Below are 25,635 nucleotides of genomic sequence, written 5' to 3'. Positions count from 1 at the left end.
CGCCCTGCGCCCGATCGGGGTGCGAAATGGTTCATTTTTCCCTCGCAAGGGCCGGACGGCTCTGCTAGAGAGGCGCCGGAATTCAGGCGCGCCCCCGGGCGGGCCTGTCGGTATTTTGCGGGTGTGGTGGAATTGGTAGACACGCCAGATTTAGGTTCTGGTGCCGCACGGCGTGGGGGTTCAAGTCCCTCCACCCGCACCAGGCTCCGCCGAGCCGCAACGGACAAGAGGAAGTAACATGCAGGTCACCGAGACCCTCAATGACGGGCTGAAACGCGCTTATGCGATCACCGTCACCGCCACCGAACTGGACGCCAAGGTCAACGAGAAGCTCGAGGAAGCGCGCCGCGACTTCCAGATGAAGGGCTTCCGCAAGGGCAAGGCGCCCGCCGCCCTGATGAAGAAGATGTTCGGCAAGTCCGTGCTGGGCGAAGCGATGCAGGAAAGCATCGACGACGCGATGAAATCCCACTTCGAGGAAACCGGCGACCGCCCGGCCATGCAGCCCGACGTCAAGATGACCAATGACGAGTGGAAAGAGGGCGACGATATCGAAGTGTCGATGTCCTACGAGGCGCTGCCCGACGTGCCGGAAACCGATTTCTCCAAGGTCAAGCTGGAGAAACTGGTGGTCAAGCCGGACGAGGATGCCGTCAACGAGGCGCTGGAAAACCTCGCCAATTCCGCCAACCATTTCGAGCCGCGCCGCAAGGGCTCCAAGGCCAAGGACGGCGATCAGGTCGTGATCGACTTCCTGGGCAAGGTCGACGGCGAGGCATTCGAGGGTGGCCAGGCCGATGACTATCCGCTGGTGCTCGGCTCCGGCAGCTTCATTCCGGGCTTCGAAGAACAGCTTGTCGGCGCCAAGGCCGGTGAAGAGGTCGAGGTCAAGGTGACGTTCCCGGCCGAGTACGGCGCGGAGAACCTGGCCGGCAAGGACGCCGTTTTCGAGTGCACCGTCAAAGAGGTGAAAGAGCCGAAGACCGCACCGATCGACGATGAACTGGCCAAGAAATTCGGGGCCGAGGATCTGGCCGCGCTGAAAGGCCAGATCGAAGAGCGCCTCGGCGTCGAATATGCCGGCGCCGCGCGTCAGGTCGTCAAGCGCAAGCTGATGGACAGCCTCGACGGTCTGGTGAAATTCGACTTGCCGCCGAGCCTTGTTGCGGCTGAAGCCGAGCAGATCGCGCACCAGCTGTGGCACGAGGAAAATCCCGACGTGCACGATCACAACCACGACAAGATCGAGCCGACCGACGAGCATAAGACGCTCGCCGAGCGCCGCGTGCGCCTCGGCCTGCTGCTCGCCGAAGTGGGCAACAAGAACGAGATCGACGTGACCGAGCAGGAACTGCAGCAGGCCATGTTCGCGCAGGCCCGCCAGTATCCGGGCCAGGAACGCGCCTATTTCGAGTTCATGCAGAAGAACCCCGGTGCCCAGCAGCAGCTGCGCGCGCCGATCTTCGAGGACAAGGTCGTGGATTACATCCTCGAGCTGGCCAAGGTGGACGAGAAAGAGGTCACCAAGGACGAACTGCAGGCCGCAGTGGAAGCGCTCGACGACGTCTGAGCCCCGCAGGCCGCATCACGAAGCTCTGATCGGGCCGTCCTTCGGGGCGGCCCTTTCTTTGTCGTTCCGCCCTTGCAGCCCCCCAGTGCCGCGACTATTCCTTTAGTCCAGAGCCCGCGCACCCCAGCGCCGTGCCCAACAAAAGAGGCAAGTTCCATGCATGATCCCGTTGAACATACCATGAATACGCTGGTGCCGATGGTCGTCGAACAGACGGCGCGCGGCGAGCGGGCCTATGACATTTTCTCCCGCCTCCTAAAGGAGCGGATCATCTTCGTCTCCGGTCCCGTCCATGACGGCATGTCGACCCTGATCGTGGCGCAGCTCCTGTTTCTGGAAGCCGAGAACCCGAAAAAAGAGATCGCCATGTATATCAACTCGCCGGGCGGCGTGGTGACCTCGGGCCTGTCGATCTACGATACGATGCAGTATATCCGTCCGCCGGTGTCCACGCTCTGCGTGGGGCAGGCGGCCTCCATGGGGTCGCTGCTGCTGGCCGCCGGTGAAAAGGACATGCGTTTCTCGCTGCCCAACAGCCGGATCATGGTCCACCAGCCCTCGGGCGGCTATCAGGGCCAGGCGACCGACATCATGATCCATGCGCGCGAGACCGAGAACCTCAAGCGGCGCCTGAACGAGATCTATGTCCAGCATACCGGACAGGATTACGACACGGTCGAGGCGGCGCTCGAGCGCGACAATTTCATGAACCCCGAGACGGCCAAGGAATGGGGCCTGATCGACCAGATCGTCGAGCACCGGCGCGAGATGAGCGACGATTGACGCAGGCCCGCACGGGCTGCGCTTTGCACCTTGAATCCCCCTGACGGGTCATGCTCAAATGAGCGAAAGGGCCCGACAGGGGTCACGACACCGATGAAAGGGTCGGACCGAACATGACGAAATCGAGCGGATCGGATTCCAAAAACACGCTGTATTGCTCCTTCTGTGGCAAGAGCCAGCATGAAGTGCGCAAGCTGATTGCCGGTCCGACGGTCTTCATCTGCGACGAATGTGTCGAACTGTGCATGGACATCATCCGGGAAGAGACCAAGAGCAATCTGGTCAAATCCTCGGACGGGGTGCCCACGCCGCAGGATATCTGCAACGTGCTCGACGATTACGTCATCGGGCAGGACACGGCCAAGCGCGTGCTTTCGGTCGCGGTGCACAACCATTACAAGCGCCTCAACCATTCGGAAAAGAATGGCGAGGTTGAACTGGCCAAGTCGAACATCATGCTGATCGGCCCGACGGGCTGCGGCAAGACGCTTCTGGCTCAGACGCTGGCGCGCATCCTCGATGTGCCCTTCACCATGGCCGACGCCACGACGCTGACCGAAGCGGGCTATGTGGGCGAGGATGTTGAGAACATCATCCTGAAGCTGTTGCAGTCGGCGGAATATAATGTCGAGCGCGCGCAGCGCGGCATCGTCTATATCGACGAGGTCGACAAGATCAGCCGCAAGTCCGACAACCCGTCCATCACCCGCGACGTGTCGGGCGAGGGGGTGCAGCAGGCGCTTCTGAAGATCATGGAAGGGACCGTGGCGTCGGTGCCGCCGCAGGGCGGGCGCAAGCATCCGCAGCAGGAATTCCTGCAGGTGGACACGACCAATATCCTGTTCATCTGCGGCGGGGCTTTTGCGGGTCTCGACAAGATCATCGCGCAGCGCGGCAAGGGCTCGGCCATGGGCTTCGGTGCCGACGTGAAGGATGAGGACAGCCGCCGCGTGGGCGAACTGTTCGAGGAGCTGGAGCCCGAGGATCTGCTGAAATTCGGCCTGATCCCCGAATTTGTCGGTCGTCTGCCGGTCATCGCGACCCTCACGGATCTGGACGAGGATGCGCTCATCACCATCCTGTCGGAGCCGAAGAACGCGTTGGTCAAACAGTATCAGCGGCTCTTCGACATGGAAGACGTGCAACTGACCTTCACACCCGAGGCCCTGCGCGCCATCGCGGCCCGCGCCATCGAGCGCAAGACGGGCGCCCGCGGTCTGCGTTCGATCCTCGAAGAGGTTCTGCTCGACACGATGTTCGAGTTGCCGGGCCTCAGCGGCGTTCAGGAAGTCGTCGTCAACGAGGAGGCGATTTCCGGAGAAGGCGAGCCGCTGCTCATCTATGCCGAACGGCAGGAGGAACCGGCCTCCGCCAGTTGAGTTTCACTGGACGGAAGCGCGGTTTCGCGGCATAAGCGCGACAGGATTTACAGGCGGATCTTGCGATGAACTTTCTTCTCAAATTCTTCACCTGGTGGAACGGCCAGACCTTCGGGACGCAGCTCTTCACCTGGCGCAAGGGCCAGCTCGTTGGCGAGGACCAGCAGGGCAACAAATATTACCAGAATGACGATGGCAGCAAACGCTGGGTGATCTACAACGGAGAGGCCGAGGCCTCCCGCGTGTCGCCCGAGTGGCACGGCTGGCTGCATCACACGTTCACCAACGCCCCGACCGTCGACCCGCTGCCGCGCAAGGATTGGGAAAAACCGCATCAGGAAAACCTGACCGGTTCGCCCGCCGCCTACGCGCCTCCGGGCAGCATCCGCAATTTCGACTCGGCCCCCGCGCGGTCCGATTACGAAGCCTGGCAGCCGGAGTAAGGGCGGATGGCGAACAATGTCGCCGAGACCCTGATCGGGGCCGCCGTCTTGGCCGTCGCAGGCGGGTTTCTCGTCTATGCCGCCCAGACGACGGGCCTGTCGTCCGGCGGGGACAGCTATAGCCTGACCGCGAATTTCCGCAGCATCGAGGGCGTGTCCGTCGGCACGGATGTGCGCGTCGCCGGAGTGAAGGTGGGCCGTGTGACGGCCATTGACCTGAACCCGACGACCTATGAAGCCGTCACCTCTTTTTCCGTCTCTGCCGACATCCAACTGCCCGACGACTCGGATGTGAAAATCTCGACCGAGGGCCTGTTGGGTGGCAACTATGTCGACATCACGCCGGGCGGCTCGGAGTTCCTGCTCGCGGACGGGGATGAGATCCTCAACACGCAGGGCGCCGTGTCTTTCCTGAATCTGCTGATGAAATTCGCCTCCGGCAACGATTGATCATGCGCGCCCTTCTGACCCCGATCCTGTTCGCTGCCCTGATTGGCGGCCCGGCACTGGCCCAGGATGCCAGTTCCAGCCTGTCCGACCCGTCCACGACCACCGCCGAACGCGAGCGGGGGGAGGGCGCGCGGCTGCGTATGCTCGACACCATGTCGGGCGTCGTCACCGATCTGGAAGTGAATGCGGGCGAAGAAATCATCCACGAGCGGCTGGCGATCAGGCTCGACAGCTGCCTCTATCCGGTCGGCGATCCGGCCGCGGACGCGTTCGCGCTTCTCGAAATCAAGGATGTGCGCGAACCGGGGCCGCGGTTCACCGGCTGGATGTTCGCCAGTTCGCCCGCGCTCTCTGCCATGGATCACCCGCGCTACGACGTCTGGGTGCTGAGCTGCACCACCTCCTGAGGGGTGGCCTCATCGGACAGGGCTGACCAGTCGGCGGCCCGGTCCAGCGCCGGGGCGAGCAGGGCCTGATAGCGCGCGCGCGGCACTTCGATCCCCCCCAGACTTTCCAGATGATCGGTCAGGAATTGTGTGTCGAGCAGGGCAAATCCGCCCGCATTCAGACGTGCCACCAGCCAGGCCATGGCAATTTTCGACCCGTCGCGGCGGCGCGAGAACATGCTCTCGCCGCAGAACAGTCCGCCAAGCGCGATCCCGTAGAGCCCGCCGGCGAGTGTCCCGTCCTCCCAGACCTCGACGGAATGGGCAAACCCCATCCGGTGCAGATCGCGGTAGAGCCGGTGCAGGTCGGGATTGATCCATGTCTCGGGCCGGTCGGCGCAGGCCGCGACGACCGCATCGAATGCGGTGTCGGTCCGGACCTCATAGTCGCCGCGCAGGATGGTCTTGCGCAGCGAACGCGACATATGGAACCCGTCGAGCGGCAGGATGCCCCGTTCGCGCGGATCGACCCAATAAAGATCGTCGGCATCGGCGGACTGGGCCATCGGGAAGATCCCGTTGGCATAGGCCTGCAGCATCATGTCTGCTGTCAGCCAGAAGCCGGTATCGCCGCGCCCGCTCACGGGGCAGCAACACCGGTCAGGTCCGGCCTCACTGGGCTTCGAGCCATTTCTCCAGCCAGTGGATATTATAGTGGCCCGACTGGATCGCCGGTTCCTGCAGGAGCGCGCCGAAGAGCGGTGTGGTCGTGTGAATCCCGTCCACGATCATCTCGCCAAGCGCGCGGTCGAGGCGCGCCAGCGCGCTGGCCCGGTCCTCGCCATAGACGATCAGCTTGGCAATCAGGCTGTCATAATAGGGCGGGATCGAGTAACCGGAATAAAGCGCACTGTCCATCCGGACGCCCAGACCACCGGGCGCATGGAAGGCCGTCACCTTGCCGGGCGAGGGCTGGAACTCGGGCAGTTTCTCCGCATTGATTCGGCACTCGATCGCATGGCCCTTGGGCAACAGCTCTTCCTGTTTCAGACGCATCGGTTCGCCGGCGGCCACGCGGATCTGCTCGGCCACGAGGTCGACGCCATAGACGGCCTCTGTCACCGGATGCTCCACCTGAAGGCGGGTGTTCATCTCAATGAAATAGAACTCGCCATCCTCGAACAGGAACTCGATGGTGCCGGCGCCTGCATAGTTGATCGAGGCGACCGCATCGGCACAGACCTTGCCGATCCGCGACCGCGTCTCCTGATCGATCGCGGGCGAGGGGGCTTCCTCGAACACTTTCTGGTGGCGGCGCTGGAGCGAACAGTCGCGCTCGCCCAGATGAACCGCATTGCCCTTGCCGTCGCCGAAGACCTGAATCTCGATATGCCGCGGCAGGGTCAGATATTTCTCGATATAGACCTCGTCATTGCCGAAAGCCGACTTGGCTTCGGACCGCGCGGTCTGGAAGGCAACGTCGATATCCTTGGCGGTCTTGGCGAGCTTCATGCCGCGCCCGCCGCCGCCGGCAGTGGCCTTGACGATCACCGGATAGCCGATGTCCTCCGCCACGCGGCGAGCTTCTTCGAGCGTCGGCACGCCACCGTCGGACCCCGGCACGCAGGGCACGCCCAGCTTGCGCATCGTTTCCTTGGCAGTGATCTTGTCGCCCATCACGTTGATATGCTCAGCCGTCGGGCCGATGAAGGTCAGGCCGTGATCCTGCACGATGGATACGAAATTGGCGTTTTCCGACAGGAAGCCGTAGCCCGGGTGGATCGCTTCCGCGCCTGTGATCTCGCAGGCCGAGATGATTGACGGGATCGACAGGTAGCTCTGCGTGCCCGAAGGCGGACCGATGCAGACGCTCTCGTCTGCCATGCGGACATGCATCGCGTCGCTGTCAGCCGTGGAATGGACGGCGACGGACTGAATGCCCATCTCGCGGCAGGCACGGATCACGCGCAGCGCGATTTCCCCGCGGTTGGCAATCAGGATCTTCTTGAACATGTCAGCGCCGCCCGGTCATTCGAGAATAACAAGCGGGGCGCCGAATTCGACCGGCGAACCGTCTTCGACAAGGATACGCGCGACCTTGCCGCCGCGCGGGGCGGGGATCTGGTTCATGGTCTTCATCGCCTCGATGATGAGCAGCGTCTGGCCTTCCTCGATCTGGTCGCCGACCTTGATGAAGGCGGGCGAACCCGGTTCGGGCTGCAGATAGGCCGTGCCGACCATGGGCGAGGTCACGGCACCCGGATGGTCCGCGGGGTCACCGCCCGTGTCGGCCGGAGCCGCCGCAGGCGCCGGTGCCGCAGCCTGCGCAGGGGCTGCCGCGGGCGCGGGTGCGGCCGCCTGAACGACCTGCGCCGGCGCTGCCGCCATCTGGCGGGCCACGCGCACGTTGAGGCTGTCATTCTCGCCAAACTCGCGGATGACCTCGATCTCGGTCAGGTCATTGCTGCGCAGGAGCTCCGACAGAGCCTGAATGAAATTCACGTCGGACTGGTATTTGCGGGTGCTCATGTATCCCTCGGACAGGTTGGCTTCAGGGCCGTTGGTGGTCAGTGTTGACCCAAGGTTATACGCAGGTCCGCGCGGGCTGAAAACCCGCAATGGACCATGTGTTTGACCGAACGGTCAGTTTTGCTTCTGGCGCTGCTCGTCGACGATCGAGATCATCGCATCCTGCGGCACATATCCGCGCAGCATCTGCTCGCCGATCACGAAAGTCGGGGTGCCGTTGATCTGGAGCGCCGCGGCGAGCTTGCGCGTGTCCATGATCCGGCGCGACACTTCTTCGTCCTGCATGGTGGCCAGCATCGCCTGCGGGCTGGCCCCGGCCTCCTCGGCCAGTCGCGACAGGACCTTGTCGTTGATCGGGCCATTGTGGCGCATCAGCGCGTCATTGAATGCCGCATAGGCTTCGTCGCCGCTCGTCATCAGGACTGCAATTGCGGCGCGGCTGGCGGTCTCGCTATCGGGTCCCAGAATCGGGAACTCCTTGACCACGTAGCGAATGTCGCCATCGGCCGAGAGCGTGGCTTTCACATCCTCATGGGCCTTTTTGCAGTAGCCGCAGCGATAGTCGAGGAACTCGACCATCGTCACACTGCCATCGGGATTGCCGCCGACGAAGGAATAGCCGTCATCGAAAATCGCATCGGCATTGTTCCGCACAAGGTCGATATCCGTGTTCGACATTTCCGCCGCGCGCTTTTCTTCCAGGAGCGTGATCACTTCCACGATCAGTTCCGGATTTTCCAGAAGGTAGGACCGGATCTCGTCGCCAAGCGCCGCGCGGTCGTCGGCAGACAGGTTTTCGAACATCTGGGCCGACGCAGGTGCGGCCAGTCCGAGCCCGAGCGCAAGGGCGGTGGTGGTCAGGAATCGGGTCATCGGTTTCGTCCTTCACTGTTGAGCCGTTCGGCCATGGTGATGATGTCCTGTGCGCGACGGGCGCCGGGTGATCCCGGCGGCAGGGCGGCAGCCGCGCGCGTGGCATGCAGATGCGCGTCCCGCAGGCGCGTCATCAGCGCGTAGCGTTCCGCGGTCACGAGCGACGCCATGCCCATTTGGCCGGTCCGCGCATAGGCGCGCGCCAGATTGTGGAGCGCGACCGTATCGCCCGGGTCCTTGCGGCGGGCGGTTTCCAGCAGGCCGAGCGCCTCGGTATCTGCGGCCCGCGTATCGAGTGCCACAAGCGCGCGGCCAAGACCCGCCATGATGAGCGGCGTATCCGGCGCGAGGTCCAGCGCGCGCCGATAGGCGGTAACCGCTGCCGCTGCCTTGCCGTTCTCCAGCAGAAACTGGCCCTTCAACTCGTGATAATAGGCGTCATCGGGGCGCGCGTCGATCAAGGCATCGATCGCGGCCATGGATTTCGCGGCGTCGGGCAGGCGGTGATAGGCAATCGCTCGGGTCAGTGTCGCGAATTCGCCTGTATCACCGCGCGGCACGCGTTTCAGCGCCGTATTGGGGTGCAGCAGGAACCCGTTGAACTTGGCCTGCATCCGTTTGTGCCAATAGACAAGGTCCGGATCCGGCGGCGGCATGACGGGTTGGTTGGCAACGCCGTTTTCCATGTAGCGGATGCGGTCGCTCGACATGGGGTGGGTCTGTGCATAGGGGTCGGCGCGGCGCATCGACAGGATTTCCTGCCCGCGGAACAGGTCCTGCACTTTCAGCGCCGCCGATGCGTCGATCCCCGCTGCAGTCATGATCCGCAGGCTGGCCTGATCCGCAGCAGCTTCCTGCGCGCGGTTGTTGGCCAAGAGGTTGCGCTGCATCACCTGCTGCGAGCCGGCCATTGCCGCGGCCGCCGCATCGCCCGAGCCGGTGGCCGCCGCCGCCGCCACGGCCAGGATTGTCGCCAGTCCGGTGACGGTGGCCGTGCCGCGCATCATGTCGAGCTTGCGGTTCAGGTGCCCGCCGATGATATGACCAGTTTCATGCGCGATGACTGCCTGCAGTTCCGGCATCGTCTCCAGCTTGGTGATGAGCCCGGTGTGGATGAAGATGTTCTGCCCGCCCGCGACGAAAGCGTTCAGTTCGCGGTTCTGGATGATGTAGAGGTTCACACTCGACGGGTTCAGCCCCGCGGCGCGGAAGATCGGATCGGAGATGCGGCGCAGCGTGCGTTCGATCTCGGCATCCCGGATCAACGCCTGTGCGGCCGCGGGCAGGGCGGATGACAGCGCGATCAGGCCCGCGAGCAATGCCCGTGCCGCCAGTGTCTTGATTGCCTTGCCCATGCGCGTCCCTGCTCGACTGCCGGGCGCGGATCGGGTCCGATCCGGCCTCTGTTTGGGTCTAGTGAAACCGTCTGCCGCGACGGGTTCAACCCCCGTCGCGGCACAGTTTGGTGAATGCGTGGCGATCCGCCTATGGCCGCTCCGTCAGGAGCCGCCGACGGCGCGCGACCACCAGCCGCGGCGCTTCGGCTTGTCCTTCTCCGCCGGTGCCTCTTCCGGCGCGGCTGCGGCTGCGGCTTCGGTTCCGTCCTCGGAATCGGCGCCGGTTTCCTCGGCCTCGGCCGGTTCCGCGCTGGCAGCCGTATCGGCGGGCGCGTCTATGGCTGCCGCGACGGCCGGGAAAGCCACCTCGGGCGCCGGCACGGGCGCGTCCTCGCCGGTCGGCTCGACAGCAGCGGCGGCTTCGGCGGTTGCCAGCGCCGGTGTGTCGTCGGAGACAACCGCATCGACCGCGGGATCTTCTGCCTTTGGCGCGGCCACATCATCGGCTTCGACCTTCTTGCGCGACCGCGACCGGGACCGGCTGGATTTCTTCGGCGCCGGCTTGTCCTCGGGCACCTCGACCAGACCGCTATCCTGCGGAGTGTCACCGTCTTCGTCCTGCGCCGGCATCGGGTCGGACGCAGCGTCAGCGGAGGTGGCAGTGCTCACGGTGTCGCCATTCTCGCCGGCATTGCCGTTCTCGCCATTGCCGTTCTCACCTTTGCCGCGGCGGCGGCCACGGCGGCGGCGGCGCTTCTTCGGCTTCTCCTCGCCCTCGGGCGTGGTCGCGGCGTCGGTCTGGGTGTCAGCATTGCCGTTGGCGTCGGCCTCTGCCTCTTCTTCAAGATCGGGCAGGGCCGAGCTTTCGATGGTGATCGACCCTTCGCTTTCGGGCATCGGCACGACACGGGTCGCGGTCTTGAACCGCTCCACCTTGTACTCAGGGCTGATCAGATGCGGGTCACCTTCCACCCGGACAGACAGGCCGAAACGGCTCTCGATCATGGCCACATGCTCGCGCTTCTGGTTGAGCAGGTAGTTGGCGATCTCGATCGGCGCCGAGACGAGCACCTCCTGTGCCCGGCGCCGCACGCCTTCCTCTTCCAACTCGCGCAGGATGGCCAGCGCAAGGCTGTCCGTCGAGCGGGTCTGGCCGGTGCCGTGGCAATGCGGGCAGGGGGCCGTGCTGGCCTCCAGCATGCCGGGCCGCAGCCGCTGGCGGGACATTTCCAGAAGGCCGAAGCTCGAAATCCGGCCGACCTGGATACGGGCCCGGTCGGATTTCAGCTTGTCCTTCAGCCGCTTTTCCACAGCGAGGTTGTTGCGCCGCTCGTCCATGTCGATGAAATCGATGACGATGAGGCCAGCCAGATCGCGCAGCCGCAACTGGCGGGCCACTTCCTCTGCCGCTTCCAAGTTTGTCTTGAGCGCGGTTTCCTCGATCGAGCTTTCCTTGGTCGACCGGCCGGAGTTCACATCCACGGCCACCAGCGCCTCGGTCACGCCGAAGACGATGTAGCCGCCCGACTTGAGCTGTACGACCGGGTTGAACATGCCGGTCAGGAAATTCTCCACCTGATAGCGGGCGAAGAGCGGCAGCGCGTCGGTATAGGCTTTCACGTTCTTGGCGTGGGACGGCATGAGCATCTTCATGTAGTCCTTGGCCTCACGGTAGCCGCGATCGCCATCGACGATCACCTCGTCGATCTCCCGGCTGTAGAGGTCGCGGATCGCCCGCTTGATCAGGCTGCCTTCCTCATAGATCTGGCAGGGCGCGATCGACTTCATGGTCAGGTCGCGGATCTGCTCCCACTGGCGCATCAGATATTCATAGTCGCGCTTGATCTCGGTCTTGGTACGCTGCGCGCCGGCGGTACGGATAATGAGACCCGCACCCTTGGCCACGTCGATTTCCGCCGCAATCGCCTTCAGCTTCTTGCGGTCGGTGACATTGGTGATCTTGCGGCTGATGCCTCCACCGCGCGCGGTGTTGGGCATGAGCACGCAATAGCGCCCGGCGAGCGACAGGTAGGTGGTCAGCGCGGCACCCTTGTTGCCACGCTCTTCCTTGACGACTTGCACCAGCATGATCTGGCGCACCTTGATGACTTCCTGGATCCGGTACCGGCGCTGGCGCGGCTTGCGGCGCGGTGCGACCTCGTCCTCGATGTCGTTGCCGCCGACATGATCGACGTCGGCCACTTCCGTTGTGTCCTGCTCCTCGCCCTCTTCCGTCGGGGTGGCGCGGGATTTCGAACGGCGACGGCTGCGGGAACGCGATTTCTTCGGCGCGTCTTCGGGTGCGGCAGGCGCGTCTGCATCCGGTGCGGCATCGTCCGAAGCGTCAGCAGCAGCGTCCGCTGCCTCTGCATCCGCTGCATCTGCGTCTGCAACAGGTGCATCTGCTTCGGCTGCGGTGTCAGCCGGCGTCTCGGTCTCGGAGCTTGATGTCTCTTCTGCCGCGACGGCCTCAGGACCGGCCTCAGAAGCAGTGGCTTCATCGGCAACTTCAGCGGCCTCTTCGGCATCCTTTTTCTTCGCCGCGTCATCCTTCGGGGCTTCCTCGGAGACAACCGCATCATCGAGAGACGGCGACCCGTCCGACGCAGCTTCGACGGATTTCTTCCGGCGACCGCGCGATTTCGGCTTGGGCTTTTCCTCGGCTTCTGCATCCTCGGCCTCTTCGGCCTCGGACTGTGCCTCCTCGGCCAGCAGCGCCTCGCGGTCGGCGGCCGGGATCTGGTAATAGTCGGGATGGATTTCCGCAAAAGCGAGGAACCCGTGGCGGTTTCCGCCATAATCCACGAAGGCCGCCTGAAGCGACGGTTCTACGCGTGTGACCTTTGCGAGGTAGATGTTTCCTGCGAGCTGACGCTTGTTCAGCGACTCGAAATCAAACTCTTCGACCTTGTTTCCTTCGACGACCACGACGCGGGTTTCCTCCGCGTGGGTGGCATCGATAAGCATTTTCTTTGACATAGTTTCTCACGACGGCGCGCCCGTGGCCTGCGCGGATCAACCGGCAGGGACGGGCGTGGCGTTTGGGTTGGAGCGATATCAGCGTCCCGCACATGGTCCGTGCCCGCGGAACATGTCCGCTGGGATCTGGCCAATTGTGTTCCGACGCGTTTCATCGCGGTTGTTTCTCCAGCACCGTTTCTGGCGCTTGATTGTTTGATCCGTTGAAAAAAATCGGATCGGTCTATGGCGATACCGCCTGTCGTGTCCCGGCCCATTTGCAGTGTCTGCAGATGCGGCCACGGGGTCCGACGAAACTCACTTTCGAAGAAATAGGGCAGCATTTGCGCCCCATCAACTCCTAATTCGCACCTTAGACGCGGGGCCGAGGGGAATACAACAGTTTTCGCCCCCCGACGGGGATGCTAGTCTGCGCGGGGAAACCCGGCCGAGACCGGGCACAAGAGAGGCATTGCAATGGATCGGGCAGTCCGGGCCGCCGCTTTGGCAGCGGCCGTGATCTTCAGCGTGGCAGGCGGATCGCCGGCCCGTGCGCAGAGCGACCTGCGCGCGGTGGCCGATGTGGTGCCGTCCCGCAGCGGGGTCGAGGAACATCTGGGCGGCGACATCTCGCTGCGCCTGTCGCTTGACCGCGCCGTGCCGTTCCGCGTCTTCACGCTCGACGCGCCGCGCCGGATGGTGCTCGATTTTCGCGAAGTGGACTGGTCCGCGATGGACCCGAGGCTGGGCGAGGAAACGGACCTGATCTCCGACCTGCGCTACGGGATATACCGGCCGGGCTGGTCCCGCGCGGTGATCGACCTGACCCGGCCGATGGCCGTGCGGAGCGCCATCCTGTCGCCCGTCGGGACGGCTGGCGCGGTCGATCTCGACATCCGGCTGACGGGCACGGATGCAGCGGGTTTTGCCGCGACGGCGGGGCATCCGGGCGGCGGCATCTGGGAAGAGGCCGTGACCCTGTCGCGCCCAGAACGGGCCGAGGCCGGACGGGCGCGTCCCCTGATCGCCATCGACCCCGGCCATGGCGGGATCGATCCCGGAGCCGTGCGCGGAGAGGTGACGGAGAAGGATGTGACCCTCTCGATGGGACGCATCCTGGCCGAAACGTTGCAACGGTCCGGGCGCTATGACGTGTTGCTCACGCGCGATGCGGACTATTTCCTGACCCTGTCTGAACGGGTGGAAATGGCCCGCGAGGCCGGCGCCATCATGTTCCTGTCGCTCCATGCCAATACGGTCGAGGTCGGCATCGCGCGGGGCGCGACGATCTTCACACTCAGCGAAGATCCGCTCGACGCGGAATCGGAGGAACTGGCCGCGCTTGAAAACCGCGTCGATGTGCTGGCCGGAACGGCCATCGACGGGACGCGGGACAGTCTGGCGCAGGTGCTTGTCGATCTGGCGCGGGTGGAAACGCAAGCCCGGTCCGAACAGTTCGCCACGGACATGGTCGCGGCCCTTGACCCGCGGATCGACCTGAACCGCTCGAAGCCGAAATGGTCGGCCAATTTCAGGGTCTTGCGCGCGCCCGACATGCCGTCAGTTCTTCTGGAAATGGGCTTCCTGTCGGATGAGATTGACCGGTCGAAAATGCTGTCGGTGGCCTGGCAGGAGGCTGTGGCTGAAGGGATCGTGGCGGCGCTCGATGCGTGGATCGTGAAGGACAGGAAACGAGCGGAACTGGCCCGCCAGTAACGGCGTTCGGCCAGTATACGCCCGTGCCGCCTGTCACGCGGGAACGTGCTTTGACCAAGTGCATGCACACGCCTATATAGGGGCCTTGACGAAATTGGGACTTCGACCGTGATCACACTGCTGCGATTTTTCGGCTTCATCTTCAGCCTTCTGACCATCGGCGTCTTCGTTGCCGCCGGCTCCGTGGCGCTGGTCTTCTGGATGTATGGCCGCGACCTGCCGAGCCACGAGCAATTGGCCGAATATGCGCCTGCCAACCTGTCGCGCGTCTATTCGCGCGAGGGGCGGGTGGTTGACGAGTTCGCAACCCAGCGCCGCATGTACACGCCACCGGACGAGATCCCGCCGCTCGTGAAACATGCGTTCATCTCGGCCGAGGACAAGAATTTCTACACCCATGTCGGGTTCGACATCGTGGGCATCGGCAAGGCCGTCGTCGATGCGGCGCAGGGCCAGCGGCTGCGCGGCGCCTCCACCATCACCCAGCAGGTGATGAAGAATTTCCTGCTCACGGGCGACCGGAAGATGGAGCGCAAGATCAAGGAGATCATCCTTGCCACCCGTCTTGAACAGACGCTCGACAAGGAACAGATCCTCGCGCTCTATCTGAACGAGATTTTCCTGGGCCAGAACAGCTACGGGATCACCGCTGCCGCCGAGACCTATTTCAACAAGACACTCGAAGAGCTGACGCCGGGCGAGGCCGCCTATCTGGCGTCGCTGCCGAAGGCGCCAAGCGACCGGCATCCGGTGCGCGACTATGATACGGCCGTGTTCTGGCGCGACAACACGCTGCGCGAGATGGCCGAGAACGGCTATATCAGCAGCGAAACCTACCTGCGCGAAAAGGAACTGCCACTGAAGACGGTGCAGAGCGGCGACTATCCGTCCTCGCGCTCCGAAATGCCGCCGCGTGATTATTTCACCGACGAGATCCGCCGCCAGCTGAGCGACCGGCTGGGCGAGGAGAAACTCTTCACCGGCGGGCTGTCGATCCGGTCCACCATGGACCCGACCCTGCAGGCCGCCGCCGCGCAGGCGCTGCGCGACCGGCTGGAAGAATATGACCGTGGCATCGGCATCTATCGCGGCCCACTGGAGACGATCGCCCCCGAGAAGCTGGCGGAAGACGGCTGGCGCGATGCGATGGCGGGGATTTTCCTGCCGCGCGATATCGAGGGCTGGCATCCGGCCGTTATCCTCGAGGTGGGCGAGACCAGCGCGCGCATCGGCATCGACGGTGTCGAGGATGACGAGGACGGCCATTTCCTGAACGTGGCCGAAGCTGCATGGGCACGCCCGCGCCGCGACGGCCGCGTGCAGGGCAAGGCGACGAAACCGGCCGACCTCTGGTCGGTGGGCGACATCATCATGGTGTCCGCCGTGACCGCCGAGGACGGCACGTTCGAGAAATGGACCTATCGCCAGATCCCCGAACTGCAGGGCGCCTTCATGGCGATGGACACCCAGACCGGCCGCGTGCTGGCGATGCAGGGGGGCTTCTCCTATCAGTCGAGCGTTTTCAACCGCGCGACGCAGGCCACGCGTCAGCCGGGTTCGTCCTTCAAGCCCTTCGTCTATGCTGCCGCGCTCGACAGCGGTTACACCCCGGCCTCGATCGTCGTCGACGCGCCGGTGGAGGTGGAAACCGGCGCAGGCATCTGGCGGCCGAAAAACTCGTCCAACAAGTTCTATGGTCCGGCGCCGATGCGCACCGGCATCGAACAGTCGCGGAACCTGATGACCGTGCGTATCGCGCAGGATATCGGGATGGAGCGGGTCGGGGACTATGCCGAACGGTTCGGCGTCTACGAGAATATGCCCAACATCCTGAGCTACTCGCTCGGCGCCGGGGAAACGACGCTCTACAAGATGGTCGCGGCCTATGCGATGTTCGCCAATGGCGGCAAACGGGTGGAGCCGACGCTGGTGGACCGGGTTCAGGACCGCAACGGCAATACGATCTACCGGCACGACCGCCGCGAATGTGTCGACTGCCAGTCCGATACGCTCTTGGAGGCGCGCGAACCGCGGGTCTACAACAACAGCCAGCAGATCATGGATCCGGTCACGGCCTATCAGCTCTCCTCGATGATGCGCGGCGTTGTCTCCCGCGGGACGGCGGCCTCGACCGTCGGCAAGCTCGGAGTGCCGATCTCGGGCAAGACCGGGACGACGAATGACAGCAAGGATGCCTGGTTCGTCGGTTTCACGCCACGGATCGCGGCGGGCTGCTATATCGGTTTCGACACGCCGCGCCCGATGGGGCGGGGGGCTTACGGCGGCACGCTCTGCGGTCCGGTCTTCCGCGACTTCATGGAAGTGGCGCTGGAAGGACATGGCAGTTTCGACCTGCCGCGGCCGGCCAACACGGTGCTCGTCAAGATCGACCGGTTCACCGGCCAGCGCCTGCCCGACGGTGCGTCCGGCAGCCATGTGGTGGCCGAACTGTTCCGCGCCGGCGAAGAACCGCGTGTCGGTGAATATGGTGCCTATGTGGACGGCGGTTTCGTGATGGGCAACGACCTGCTCCTGTTCGAGCGCGGTGAGGTGCCGACCGAGACGATCAACGTGCAGGGCCGAACGGTCGAGGTTCCGTCGAACCCGACTTTCGGAACCATGTCGAGCGGCGGGCTCTATTGAGCCCGCGCTTGTCCTCCTGACCTCACCGGATTAAGACACATCCCAATCCTTCCGGGCGGCCGCGTCCGGAAGCCAGAACCAGACCGGCAGTTTCAAGGGACGCATCATGCGGGCGGAAATCGAGAACATCGTTGCGGAAATCGGAAAATCAGTGGACCTGCTCAAGCAGCGGCTCGACTGGGAAACCGCGCCGCACCGGCTGGAAGAGTTCAATGCCATGTCCGAAGATCCGGACCTTTGGAACGATCCCGCCAAAGCCCAGAAACTGATGCGCGAACGCCAGACCCTGTCGGACGCGATCGACAGTGTGACGGCGCTTAGCCAGGACCTGCAGGACAATGTGGACCTGATCGAGCTGGGCGAGGCCGAGGGCGATGATGATGTCGTCAAGGAGGCCGAAGCCGCGCTTGCGAAGCTGCGCGACAAGGCGGCCGAGAAGGAGATCGAGGCGCTCCTGAACGGCGAGGCCGACGCAAATGACAGTTTTCTGGAGATCAACGCCGGGGCCGGTGGCACGGAAAGCTGTGACTGGGCGTCGATGCTGGCACGTATGTATGTTCGTTGGGCGGAGAAGAAGGGCTACAAAGTCGAGCTTGTGTCCGAGACGCCCGGCGACGAGGCCGGCATCAAGTCCGCCACCTACAAGATCATGGGCCATAATGCCTATGGCTGGCTGAAATCGGAAAGCGGTGTGCACCGGCTGGTGCGCATCTCGCCCTATGACAGTTCGGCGCGCCGGCACACGTCTTTCAGCTCGGCCTGGGTCTATCCGGTGGTGGACGAGAATATCGAGATCGACATCAACCCGTCCGATATTCGTGTCGACACATACCGGTCGTCCGGCGCGGGCGGTCAGCATGTCAACACGACCGACTCGGCGGTGCGCATCACCCATATCCCGACCAACATCGTCGTGACCTCTTCGGAAAAATCGCAGCACCAGAACCGCGCAAACGCGATGGCGGCGCTGAAATCGCGGCTTTACGAGCTGGAATTGCGCAAGCGGACCGAAGCGATCCAGGAAGCCCATGACGCGAAGGGCGATATCGGCTGGGGCAACCAGATCCGGTCTTACGTTCTGCAGCCCTACCAGATGGTGAAGGACCTCCGCACGAACCACGAGACCTCGGACAGCCAGGGCGTGCTCGACGGCGATCTGGACCCGTTCATGGCTGCGGTTCTGGCCATGGATGTGGCCGGCAAATCGCGCGCCGAAGCGCAGGCCGAGGAATAATCGCGTCAGGGCAGGCGGTAGCCCAGCCCGACGACCCCCTTGTCGAACCGCCGGACGTCCTGCAAAGCCAAGGATTTCGGCGCGCCCTCCGAGCGGAAGAGCGGCACGCCGCCGCCGAGCAGCACCGGCATGACGAACAGCTGCAACCGGTCGATCAGCCCGGCTTCGATGAAGGCAGTCTGGAGCCTTGGGCCGCCGACGATCCACGCATCACCGCCGCCGCCAGCCGCGTTCAACTTTGCGGCCAGATCCGGCAAGGGTCCGGACCAGGCGGACACCTCTCCCAGTCTGGTGTCGAGCGGGCGTGACGTGACCACGATCCCGCGCTGGTCCGGATAGGGCCAGCCGACATCGAAAGAGAGGATCTGGTCATAGGTTGCGCGTCCCATCACCACGGTGCCGATCTCGCCCAGAAAGGCGTCATACCCGTAATCGACATCGTTGAACGGCGTCAGGAACGCAACGCTTCCATCCCTGTCGGCGACGAACCCGTCCGTTGATTGCGCGATATATCCGCGGATCATGTGCGCCTCCTGACCTGTCGAGTGTCCAGTCTGCCTGACCGCGGCCCGCGCGTCACCCGTCGCCGGAGACAAAAAAACCCCGGTCGCGGGACCGGGGTTTTCCAACTCATCCGTAGCGACGGATCGATCAGCTGGCAGCCTTGGCCGCCGGGGTGGCCGACTTGTTGCTCAGCGGATCGTCCTCACGCTGGACGGAGCCTTCGAAATGGGCGCCGCTCTCGATCGCGATTGTTTTGTGGATGATGTCGCCCTCGACACGGGCGGACGAGGTCAGGCGGACCTTCAGGCCGCGCACGCGGCCGATCACACGACCATTGACGACCACATCGTCGGCCACGACCTCACCCTTCACGGTGGCGCTTTCGCCGACCGTCAGAAGATGGGCGCGGATGTCGCCCTCGATCGTGCCTTCGATCTGCACGTCGCCGGTGGTGATGATGTTGCCCTTCACGGTCAGGTCGGAGGACAGGACCGACGGAGCCGGCTTCGGCTTGGCAGCAGCCGGAGCGGCCGCAGGTGCGGCGGCGGGCTTGGACGCGTCAGCGCTCGGCGCCGGAGCGGGGGAGGCCGGTTTCGCGGCGGTCTGATTGTCTGCAGGTTTCTTAGTGAACATGTCTTGCTGCCTTCAGGTAGGTGTTGGGGTCGACGGCCTTGCCTGCGACGTGAACCTCATAGTGGAGATGGGTCCCGGTGCTGCGCCCGGTGCTGCCCATATCCCCGATGTGATCGCCTCGCGACACGGTCTGGCCTTTCTTGACACGAATATTGCTCAGATGAGCGTAGAAAGTTTCGAAACCGAAACCATGGCGAATTTTTACTATTTTACCATATCCGCTTTGCCAACCCGCATATATCACCTCGCCGTCGGCGGTGGCAAATATATCCGTGCCATGGCCGGCCGCAAAATCCTGCCCCTTGTGCAGCCGTGACCCGCCGGTGATCGGGTCGCGGCGGTAGCCGTAGCCGCTGGTGAACCGGTGCCGCGTCTTCACAGGCATGGTGAAGGGCACCTTGTTGGCGGCCAACTGCATCATCGACACGGTGCCGAGATCTTCCATCAGGTTCTCGAACCGGCGCAGCGTGTCGGGCCGTTCCACAGTGCCGTTCTCGTTCAGGTGCATGGCAGCCGGATCGGGCGTGCCTTTGGTCGACAGGCGCGCCAGCGTGACGGGGCCGCCGGTGCCGGAATAGGAAGAGGAAACCTGGCTGACCAGTTTCTCCACCTCGAAACCCGCTTCCTCGAACATGGCCGAGAGCGGCTCGAACTCGTTCTGGATCGCCATTTCCAGCTTGCTCAGCATCCGGACCTGCCGTTCGTCGGACAGCATCAGGCGGCGTTCCAGATCGGTGATCTGGTCCTGCAGGGCGACCTTCTCCAGCCGGGTCTCGTCGCGGACGCGCACGGCTTCCTCCAGCGCGATGGAGATGGCCTGCAGCGTGTCGGCCAGATCATCCTCAGCGCCGGCGCGGCTGCTCAGATCGCCGCTGACCATCTGCAGCTGGGCAATGAGCGTGTCATTCTGTTTCGTGGCCTCGTCCCGCGCGGTGAGCGCGGCCTGCAGATTGTCGCGCATCAGCGTGAGGGCGGTTTCCAGTTCCTGCTGTTTCTCGACCGCTTTCAGAAGCTCGCTCTGCTGGTCGGAGATCTTGCCGAGCGCCATGTAGAACCGGTTGAGCGCGTTGGAGGCTTCCAGTGCCCGGGAATCACGCTCGTCGCCAAGCTCGTCGAGCCGCAGTTCATAGGCATTGGCCAGAGCCTCTGCCTGCGCGACCTGCGTGTCGGCTTCGAGATTGTTGATGAGCACCATGGCCGTCGCGATGAAGGTCCAGGAGACCAGCGCGACACCACCGACCCAGAGGCCGGCCTGCTGCCAGGCGCCGAGATGAACATATTTCGTCTCGGTGTCGGTTTGAATGAAGACACGCAACTCGGGGAGCAACTGACGGAGCCTGCCTGACCCTCGGGGATGTGCTGTTGGCATTCTGACCTTCGGCCTTGTTTGGTCCGGGCCTTGCGGCCCGTGGTTTCACTGTCCCACGGCGAGCAAGCTACGGAACTGTGGATTTATTGCAACCCGCCAAATTAATTACGCTGCGACTTGGCGGATATCTGCCGATCGTGGCCCGCGCACCGCGCCGGTCAGCGGTCGGCGAGCGGCCAGTAGAAGTCGGGCGGCAGGCCGGCTTCGGCACGCTTTTCCTCGTTGAAGGGCGGCTTCAGCGCGCCGTGGAAATAGGTCTGGACGAGCGCATGGAACCGGTCCTTCGGGTCATGCTCGTGACGCCCGCACAGAAAGTGGAACCATTTCGACCCGTAAGCCACATGGCCGACCTCTTCGGCGTAGATCACTTCGAGCGCCGCGACCGTCTCGGCATCGTCTGCCGCGCGGAACAGGTCGATCATGCCGGGCGTCACATCGAGGCCACGGGCTTCGAGCACCATCGGGACAACAGCGAGACGCCCCTCAAGATCGTCGGCCGTATCTTCGGCCGCGCGCCACATGCCGGCATGGGCGGGCAGGGCCCCATAATGGCTGTCATGCGCCTCCAACCTGTCGGCGAGCAGGTTGAAATGTTTCGATTCCTCATCCGCCGCCTTGACCCAGTCATCATAGAAACCGCGCGGCATGGGCGTGCCTGTGAACCGCGCGATGATGTCCCAGTGCAGATCGACCGCGTTCAGTTCGATATGGGCAATGGCATGCAGGAGCGCGATCCGGCCCTGCCGCGATCCGGGGCGACGGCGCGGCACGTCGCGCGGATCAAGGAGCGCCGGGGCGTCGGGACGCGCCGGATGGTCCGGCGGGGCAGCGGTGCCGACCGGCATCGGATCGCCTGCCGCCACGCTCTCGCGCCAGCGTACGGCATGGGCGCGGCTGCGAGCGGTCTTGTCGCGCGGGTCGGCGGTGGTCAGAACGTCCACCGCAGCTTCGGCAAGGCTTGCAACCATGGTCAGAGCGCTTTGACGGCGGCCAGAACATCCTCCACATGGCCGGGCACTTTCACCTTCCGCCAGACCTGCCTGACAATGCCATCGCCGTCCAGAAGGAAGGTCGACCGGACGATCCCCTTGAAGGTGCGGCCATACATCTGCTTGTCCTGCCAGACGCCGCAATCCTCGCACAGATTGCCAGTCTCGTCGGACAGGAGCGGCACGGTCAGCCCGTGTTTGGCGGCAAATTTCTCATGGCTGGACAGGCTGTCCTTGGAGACGCCGATGACTTGTGCCTTGAGGCCGGCAAAATCGCTTTCAGCCGCCGTGAAGCCGATCGCTTCCTTGGTGCAGCCGGATGTATCGTCTCGCGGGTAGAAGAAAAGCACCGCCGGGCCGCCGGCGAGATCGGCGCGGCTCAACGTGCCGCCGCCGGTCACAGGCAGGTCAAAATCCGGAAAACTCTTGCCGATCATCGGGTCTGTGGTCATGTCACGCTCCGTCCTCTCTGGCATTGCCACTCCGCCAAGTGCTAAACTGCGGTTCGGGCGAGGCCAAGCCCGAAAGACGGGCGCCCGAGGCCGGAGACCGAAGCACATATGTCACGCATCCATCGGCGGAAGACCGACAGCCCGACCCAGAGGAGCCGCGTTGCCCACACGCATGCGTTCCTGTGGCGGCGGGTCTGGGGGCTGTTGATCGGCTGCGCGATGCTGCTGGCGCTCGGCGCGCTGTCGCTGCTCTATATTGCCGATCGCAGTGATCTGTCCGTGCCCGCCCTGACCCGGATGATCGAGGACAGTCTGGAGCCTGCCGACGGGCAGGGCCGGGTGGAACTGGGGCAAGCGAAACTGCGTCTGGCACGGGGCCAGCGGCCGGTGCGTCTGACGCTGGAACGGCTCGCCATGTTCGATGACGGCGGGAACATCACGCTTTATGCACCTGAAATCAGGCTGGAATTCTCGTTTCTCGACCTCATATCCGGCAGGCTGCACCCGACCCGGCTGGAAGTGACACGGGCCCAGACCCGCATCGAGCGGACCGGGCCGTCCAGCTGGACCGTCGCGACGATGGCCGGCGACGGCGCGGCGGCGCCGCAATCGCTCGGGGCAGCCATGCAGGCCCTGGCCGCGATCCCGCAACTCGACCGGCTGGAAGAGGTCCGGCTGGAAGGAACCAGCCTGACCTATGCCGACCAGCGCAGCGGGCGCACCTGGTTTGCCCCCAACGCAACGGCGATCCTGCGCCGTGCGGATGCGGATTGGCGGCTCGACCTGTCGGGCGAAGTGACCGGCGAGGGCCAGACGCGCATTGCCCTCTCGCTCGATGCACTTCTGTCGCCAGACACGGGCGCTGTCGCGGTGCAGGGCGGTTTCACCGGTGCCGCGCCGCAGGATGTGGCCGATGCGTTCGCCGCGCTCGACTTCCTGCGGGTGCTCGACGCACCGGTGAGCGGCAACATTTCCGGCGGGATCGACGCAGACGGGCAGTTGACCGGGCTCGACGGCGTTCTGGAAGTGTCCGCCGGCGCCGTGGCGCCGCAGGGCGCACCACCCGTGCGATTCCACTATGGCAAGGCCTATTTCTCCTACGATCCGGTGGCGAGCCGGTTCGAGATTGACGACCTGTTCGTCGAGACCGCCCAGGGTGGCCTGTCGGCGGACGGGACGCTCGGCATCGAATCGAACGCCGACCGCCGCGTCGACCGGCTGGTGGCCGATCTCTCGCTGCGCGACCTCTGGCTGAACCGGCCCGATCTGTTCGGCGCGCCGCTCTCGATTGCCGGAGGTGCGGTGACGGCGCGCGTGTCGCTGGCACCGTTCGGCATCGATATCGGCAACCTGACGCTGGAGGAGGACGGGCTGACCGCCTCCGCGACGGGTTCGCTGGCCACGCTCGGTGCCGGCTGGGACCTGCGGCTCGACAGCCGGATCAGCCGGCTGTCGCGCGACGCTCTTCTGACCTTCTGGCCGCTGCCGGTGGCGCGCAAGTCGAAACAATGGGTGCGGACCCATGTTGAGGCGGGGGCTGCTACAGATATCCGCGCGTCGCTGCGCTGGACCGGCGGACGGCCGAGCCTGATGGTCAACTTCAATGTGGAGGACGGGCGGGTTGGCCTCCTGAACGGCTTGGCGCCAACTGAAGGGCTGACCGGCTATGGCGAGTTGACGGACAGGTATTTTTCCCTCGTGGCGACGGGTGGTCGGGTCCCCGCTGGACCGGGGCTGGACCCGCTCGACCTGTCGGGCACGACCATGTCGGTGGCCAACACGCGCCAACGGCCCGCCGACGGGCGGTTCGACCTGACGGTGCAGGGACCGGTCGGCAGCCTGCTGAAGGTGCTCGGCGACAGTCCGATCCCCTTCGACATTGCCGAGCGGCCGGAACTGGCCGGTGTCGACGGGACGGCGCGGCTGGACGCGACGATTGCCATGCCGCTCAAGGGCGGTCTGACACCGGAGGAGATTTTCGCGACCTATGCGGGCAGCATTTCAGATGCGCGCAGCGACGGTCTGCTTCCCGGCCTGCCGCTGGTCAGCGACGCCCTGCAGTTCGAGGGCAACAAGCGCCGGTTCGCGCTCACGGGACCTGTCACTGCTGGCGGCATCGCCGCCGGACTGACCGTGGACCATGACATGGCCGGCGGCGTGACCGACATCGCCTTTGCCGCCGATGTGGCGCCAGAGCAGCTGGAGCGGTTCGGCCTGTCGCCTGCCGCGGCCCGGATCGGGGCACCGGTGCCTGTGCGGGGCGCGGTGGCTCTGACGCGGGACGGGACGGCACCGCAGGTTGCCCTTTCGACCGACCTGCAATCCGTACCGCTCGACATTCCGGCGCTCGGCTGGTCGAAACCTGCGGGCCGGGAAGGGCAGTTGACCGCGCAGTTCGGATTTGATCCCGCGGCCGGAGATGCGGTGGAGGCGGATGTTGAACTGGCCGCCGCCGGTCTGGCAGCAGCGGGCCGCCTGTCGCTTGGAGATGGCGGGCTGCGGCTGCGGCTCGACAGGCTCGACAGCGGCTGGCTCGACGGCGCGCTCGATTTGCGCAACGGTGCGGACGGGCTGGGCATGGTGCTGACCGGCGGCGTGATCGATCTGCGGCGGCGACCAGCAGGCGGCGGCGGCGGGCGCGGCAGCATCACGCTCGACGGGACCGACCTGATCGTGACCGATACGCTGCGCCTGTCGGATGCGCGCGGGCAGCTGACATTCGCACCCGGCCTGTCGGGGCGGTTCACGGCGCGGGTCAATGGCGGCGCGCCAGTGCAGGTGGCGCTCAGCCCCGATGGCAGCGGCGGCCGCGCCATCGTGACCAGCGACGATGGCGGGCGGGTGCTGGCCGATTCGGGCATTTTCAAGGAGGCCGTGGGCGGCCGGCTGCAACTGGCGGTCAACCTGCCCGGTCCGGGGCGGCGGCTGTCGGGTGACGTGGACCTGCGCGGGGCACTGGTGACAGTCGGCGCGGGCGCAGGCGGGACAGGCGGTGTAGACCCCGGCCCGGAGGGCACATTCTTCGACCGGATCACCGGACGGTTCCGCAGCACCGGCGACCGGATCGCCATCGAAGACGGGCAGGCGGTCGGCGACGCGATGGGCGTCACGCTCGAAGGTGAATTGCGCCCCGCAGACGGGCAGTTGGCGCTCGGCGGGGTCATCACGCCCGCCTATTTCGCCAACGGTCCCTTCGGACGGATTTTCGGCAGCCGGGAGGGCGAGGGGCTGATCGGGCTGGCCTTCTCGGTCGGCGGCACCACGGCATCGCCGCGGTTTGAGATCAATCCGCTGTCGCTCCTGACGCCCGGCGGTATGCGCAGCATCTTGCAACAGACGCCCAGAATAGATACCGCTCCGGCCCTCAACGTGAACTGACTTCTGGGA

21 protein-coding genes and 1 tRNA gene are annotated in these 25,635 nt (G+C 64.7%); 11 read left to right on the top strand and 11 right to left on the bottom strand.

The features are described 5' to 3' along the window. The first annotated feature begins 117 nt into the window (after window positions 1-117). From GSH16_RS10090 to GSH16_RS10060, 7 genes are all read left to right on the top strand, one after another. A tRNA-Leu gene (locus tag GSH16_RS10090) sits at window positions 118-202 on the top strand. 36 nt (window positions 203-238) lie between these two features. Beyond that, window positions 239-1,570, top strand: a complete 1,332-nt coding sequence (gene tig / locus GSH16_RS10085; RefSeq protein ID WP_160854601.1) for a trigger factor — start codon at window positions 239-241, stop codon at window positions 1,568-1,570. A gap of 156 nt (window positions 1,571-1,726) precedes the next feature. After that, window positions 1,727-2,353 carry an ATP-dependent Clp protease proteolytic subunit gene (locus GSH16_RS10080; RefSeq protein ID WP_160854599.1) on the top strand — a complete coding sequence of 209 codons (627 nt, stop codon included), beginning with the start codon at window positions 1,727-1,729 and terminating at the stop codon, window positions 2,351-2,353. 113 nt (window positions 2,354-2,466) lie between these two features. After that, window positions 2,467-3,732 carry an ATP-dependent Clp protease ATP-binding subunit ClpX gene (gene clpX / locus GSH16_RS10075; protein WP_160854597.1) on the top strand — a complete coding sequence of 422 codons (1,266 nt, stop codon included), beginning with the start codon at window positions 2,467-2,469 and terminating at the stop codon, window positions 3,730-3,732. 65 nt (window positions 3,733-3,797) lie between these two features. Next, window positions 3,798-4,175: an NADH:ubiquinone oxidoreductase subunit NDUFA12 gene (locus GSH16_RS10070; protein WP_160854595.1), complete on the top strand. Its 378-nt coding sequence runs from the start codon at window positions 3,798-3,800 to the stop codon at window positions 4,173-4,175. A gap of 6 nt (window positions 4,176-4,181) precedes the next feature. Next, window positions 4,182-4,625: an outer membrane lipid asymmetry maintenance protein MlaD gene (gene mlaD, locus GSH16_RS10065; RefSeq protein ID WP_160854593.1), complete on the top strand. Its 444-nt coding sequence runs from the start codon at window positions 4,182-4,184 to the stop codon at window positions 4,623-4,625. A 2-nt stretch (window positions 4,626-4,627) separates the two neighbouring features. Further along, window positions 4,628-5,032 (top strand): DUF2155 domain-containing protein, encoded by a 405-nt coding sequence (locus tag GSH16_RS10060; RefSeq protein WP_160854591.1) that lies wholly within the window; start codon window positions 4,628-4,630, stop codon window positions 5,030-5,032. Here the strand turns inward: GSH16_RS10060 and aat are convergent. The 6 genes from aat to GSH16_RS10030 all read right to left on the bottom strand — a co-directional run bounded on the left by aat (window position 4,996) and on the right by GSH16_RS10030 (window position 12,729). Next, a complete protein-coding gene (gene aat, locus GSH16_RS10055; RefSeq protein ID WP_160855192.1) occupies window positions 4,996-5,613 on the bottom strand; it encodes a leucyl/phenylalanyl-tRNA--protein transferase in 618 nt (205 codons plus the stop codon). The two genes, GSH16_RS10060 and aat, sit on opposite strands and share 37 nt — an antisense overlap. A 70-nt stretch (window positions 5,614-5,683) precedes the next feature. After that, window positions 5,684-7,024 (bottom strand): acetyl-CoA carboxylase biotin carboxylase subunit, encoded by a 1,341-nt coding sequence (gene accC / locus GSH16_RS10050; RefSeq protein WP_160854589.1) that lies wholly within the window; start codon window positions 7,022-7,024, stop codon window positions 5,684-5,686. 15 nt (window positions 7,025-7,039) lie between these two features. Next, window positions 7,040-7,540, bottom strand: coding sequence for an acetyl-CoA carboxylase biotin carboxyl carrier protein (accB, locus tag GSH16_RS10045; protein WP_160854587.1), 501 nt, complete (start codon window positions 7,538-7,540; stop codon window positions 7,040-7,042). A 114-nt stretch (window positions 7,541-7,654) separates the two neighbouring features. Beyond that, window positions 7,655-8,413 (bottom strand): DsbA family protein, encoded by a 759-nt coding sequence (locus GSH16_RS10040; protein ID WP_160854585.1) that lies wholly within the window; start codon window positions 8,411-8,413, stop codon window positions 7,655-7,657. Continuing rightward, on the bottom strand, window positions 8,410-9,768 hold the full coding sequence (locus GSH16_RS10035) for a M48 family metalloprotease (RefSeq protein ID WP_160854583.1): 1,359 nt from the start codon (window positions 9,766-9,768) through the stop codon (window positions 8,410-8,412). The genes GSH16_RS10040 and GSH16_RS10035 overlap by 4 nt, the downstream gene beginning before the upstream one ends. 144 nt (window positions 9,769-9,912) lie before the next feature. Beyond that, window positions 9,913-12,729 carry an Rne/Rng family ribonuclease gene (locus GSH16_RS10030; RefSeq protein WP_160854581.1) on the bottom strand — a complete coding sequence of 939 codons (2,817 nt, stop codon included), beginning with the start codon at window positions 12,727-12,729 and terminating at the stop codon, window positions 9,913-9,915. Between the two features lie 456 nt (window positions 12,730-13,185). Between GSH16_RS10030 and GSH16_RS10025 the strand changes: the two genes are divergently transcribed. The 3 genes from GSH16_RS10025 to prfB all read left to right on the top strand — a co-directional run bounded on the left by GSH16_RS10025 (window position 13,186) and on the right by prfB (window position 18,301). Beyond that, a complete protein-coding gene (locus GSH16_RS10025; protein ID WP_160854579.1) occupies window positions 13,186-14,424 on the top strand; it encodes an N-acetylmuramoyl-L-alanine amidase in 1,239 nt (412 codons plus the stop codon). A 117-nt stretch (window positions 14,425-14,541) separates the two neighbouring features. Beyond that, on the top strand, window positions 14,542-17,067 hold the full coding sequence (locus GSH16_RS10020) for a penicillin-binding protein 1A (protein ID WP_235913149.1): 2,526 nt from the start codon (window positions 14,542-14,544) through the stop codon (window positions 17,065-17,067). A gap of 106 nt (window positions 17,068-17,173) precedes the next feature. After that, a complete protein-coding gene (gene prfB, locus GSH16_RS10015) occupies window positions 17,174-18,301 on the top strand; it encodes a peptide chain release factor 2 (RefSeq protein WP_160854577.1) in 1,128 nt (375 codons plus the stop codon). Window positions 18,302-18,306: 5 nt separating this feature from the next. Here prfB and GSH16_RS10010 read toward each other — a convergent pair whose 3' ends face one another. The 5 genes from GSH16_RS10010 to GSH16_RS09990 all read right to left on the bottom strand — a co-directional run bounded on the left by GSH16_RS10010 (window position 18,307) and on the right by GSH16_RS09990 (window position 22,248). Next, window positions 18,307-18,825, bottom strand: a complete 519-nt coding sequence (locus GSH16_RS10010; RefSeq protein ID WP_160854575.1) for a dihydrofolate reductase family protein — start codon at window positions 18,823-18,825, stop codon at window positions 18,307-18,309. Window positions 18,826-18,952: 127 nt separating this feature from the next. Next, complete coding sequence (locus GSH16_RS10005; RefSeq protein ID WP_160854573.1) at window positions 18,953-19,438, bottom strand: bactofilin family protein; 486 nt, start codon at window positions 19,436-19,438, stop codon at window positions 18,953-18,955. Further along, the gene (locus GSH16_RS10000) at window positions 19,428-20,765 is read right to left on the bottom strand and encodes a DUF5930 domain-containing protein (protein WP_160854571.1); all 1,338 of its coding nucleotides are present in this window, start codon (window positions 20,763-20,765) and stop codon (window positions 19,428-19,430) included. Before GSH16_RS10000 ends, GSH16_RS10005 begins: the two co-directional genes overlap by 11 nt. Window positions 20,766-20,965: 200 nt before the next feature. Next, window positions 20,966-21,775, bottom strand: coding sequence for a ferritin-like domain-containing protein (locus GSH16_RS09995; protein WP_160854569.1), 810 nt, complete (start codon window positions 21,773-21,775; stop codon window positions 20,966-20,968). Between the two features lie 2 nt (window positions 21,776-21,777). Next, on the bottom strand, window positions 21,778-22,248 hold the full coding sequence (locus tag GSH16_RS09990; RefSeq protein ID WP_160854567.1) for a peroxiredoxin: 471 nt from the start codon (window positions 22,246-22,248) through the stop codon (window positions 21,778-21,780). A 108-nt stretch (window positions 22,249-22,356) separates the two neighbouring features. Between GSH16_RS09990 and GSH16_RS09985 the strand changes: the two genes are divergently transcribed. Continuing rightward, window positions 22,357-25,626: a YhdP family protein gene (locus GSH16_RS09985; protein WP_160854565.1), complete on the top strand. Its 3,270-nt coding sequence runs from the start codon at window positions 22,357-22,359 to the stop codon at window positions 25,624-25,626. The last annotated feature ends 9 nt before the right edge of the window (window positions 25,627-25,635 follow it).

This window comes from Oceanomicrobium pacificus, assembly GCF_009833495.1.
Taxonomy (GTDB): domain Bacteria; phylum Pseudomonadota; class Alphaproteobacteria; order Rhodobacterales; family Rhodobacteraceae; genus Oceanomicrobium; species Oceanomicrobium pacificus.
This window is presented reverse-complemented; position numbering and strand designations above follow the sequence as displayed.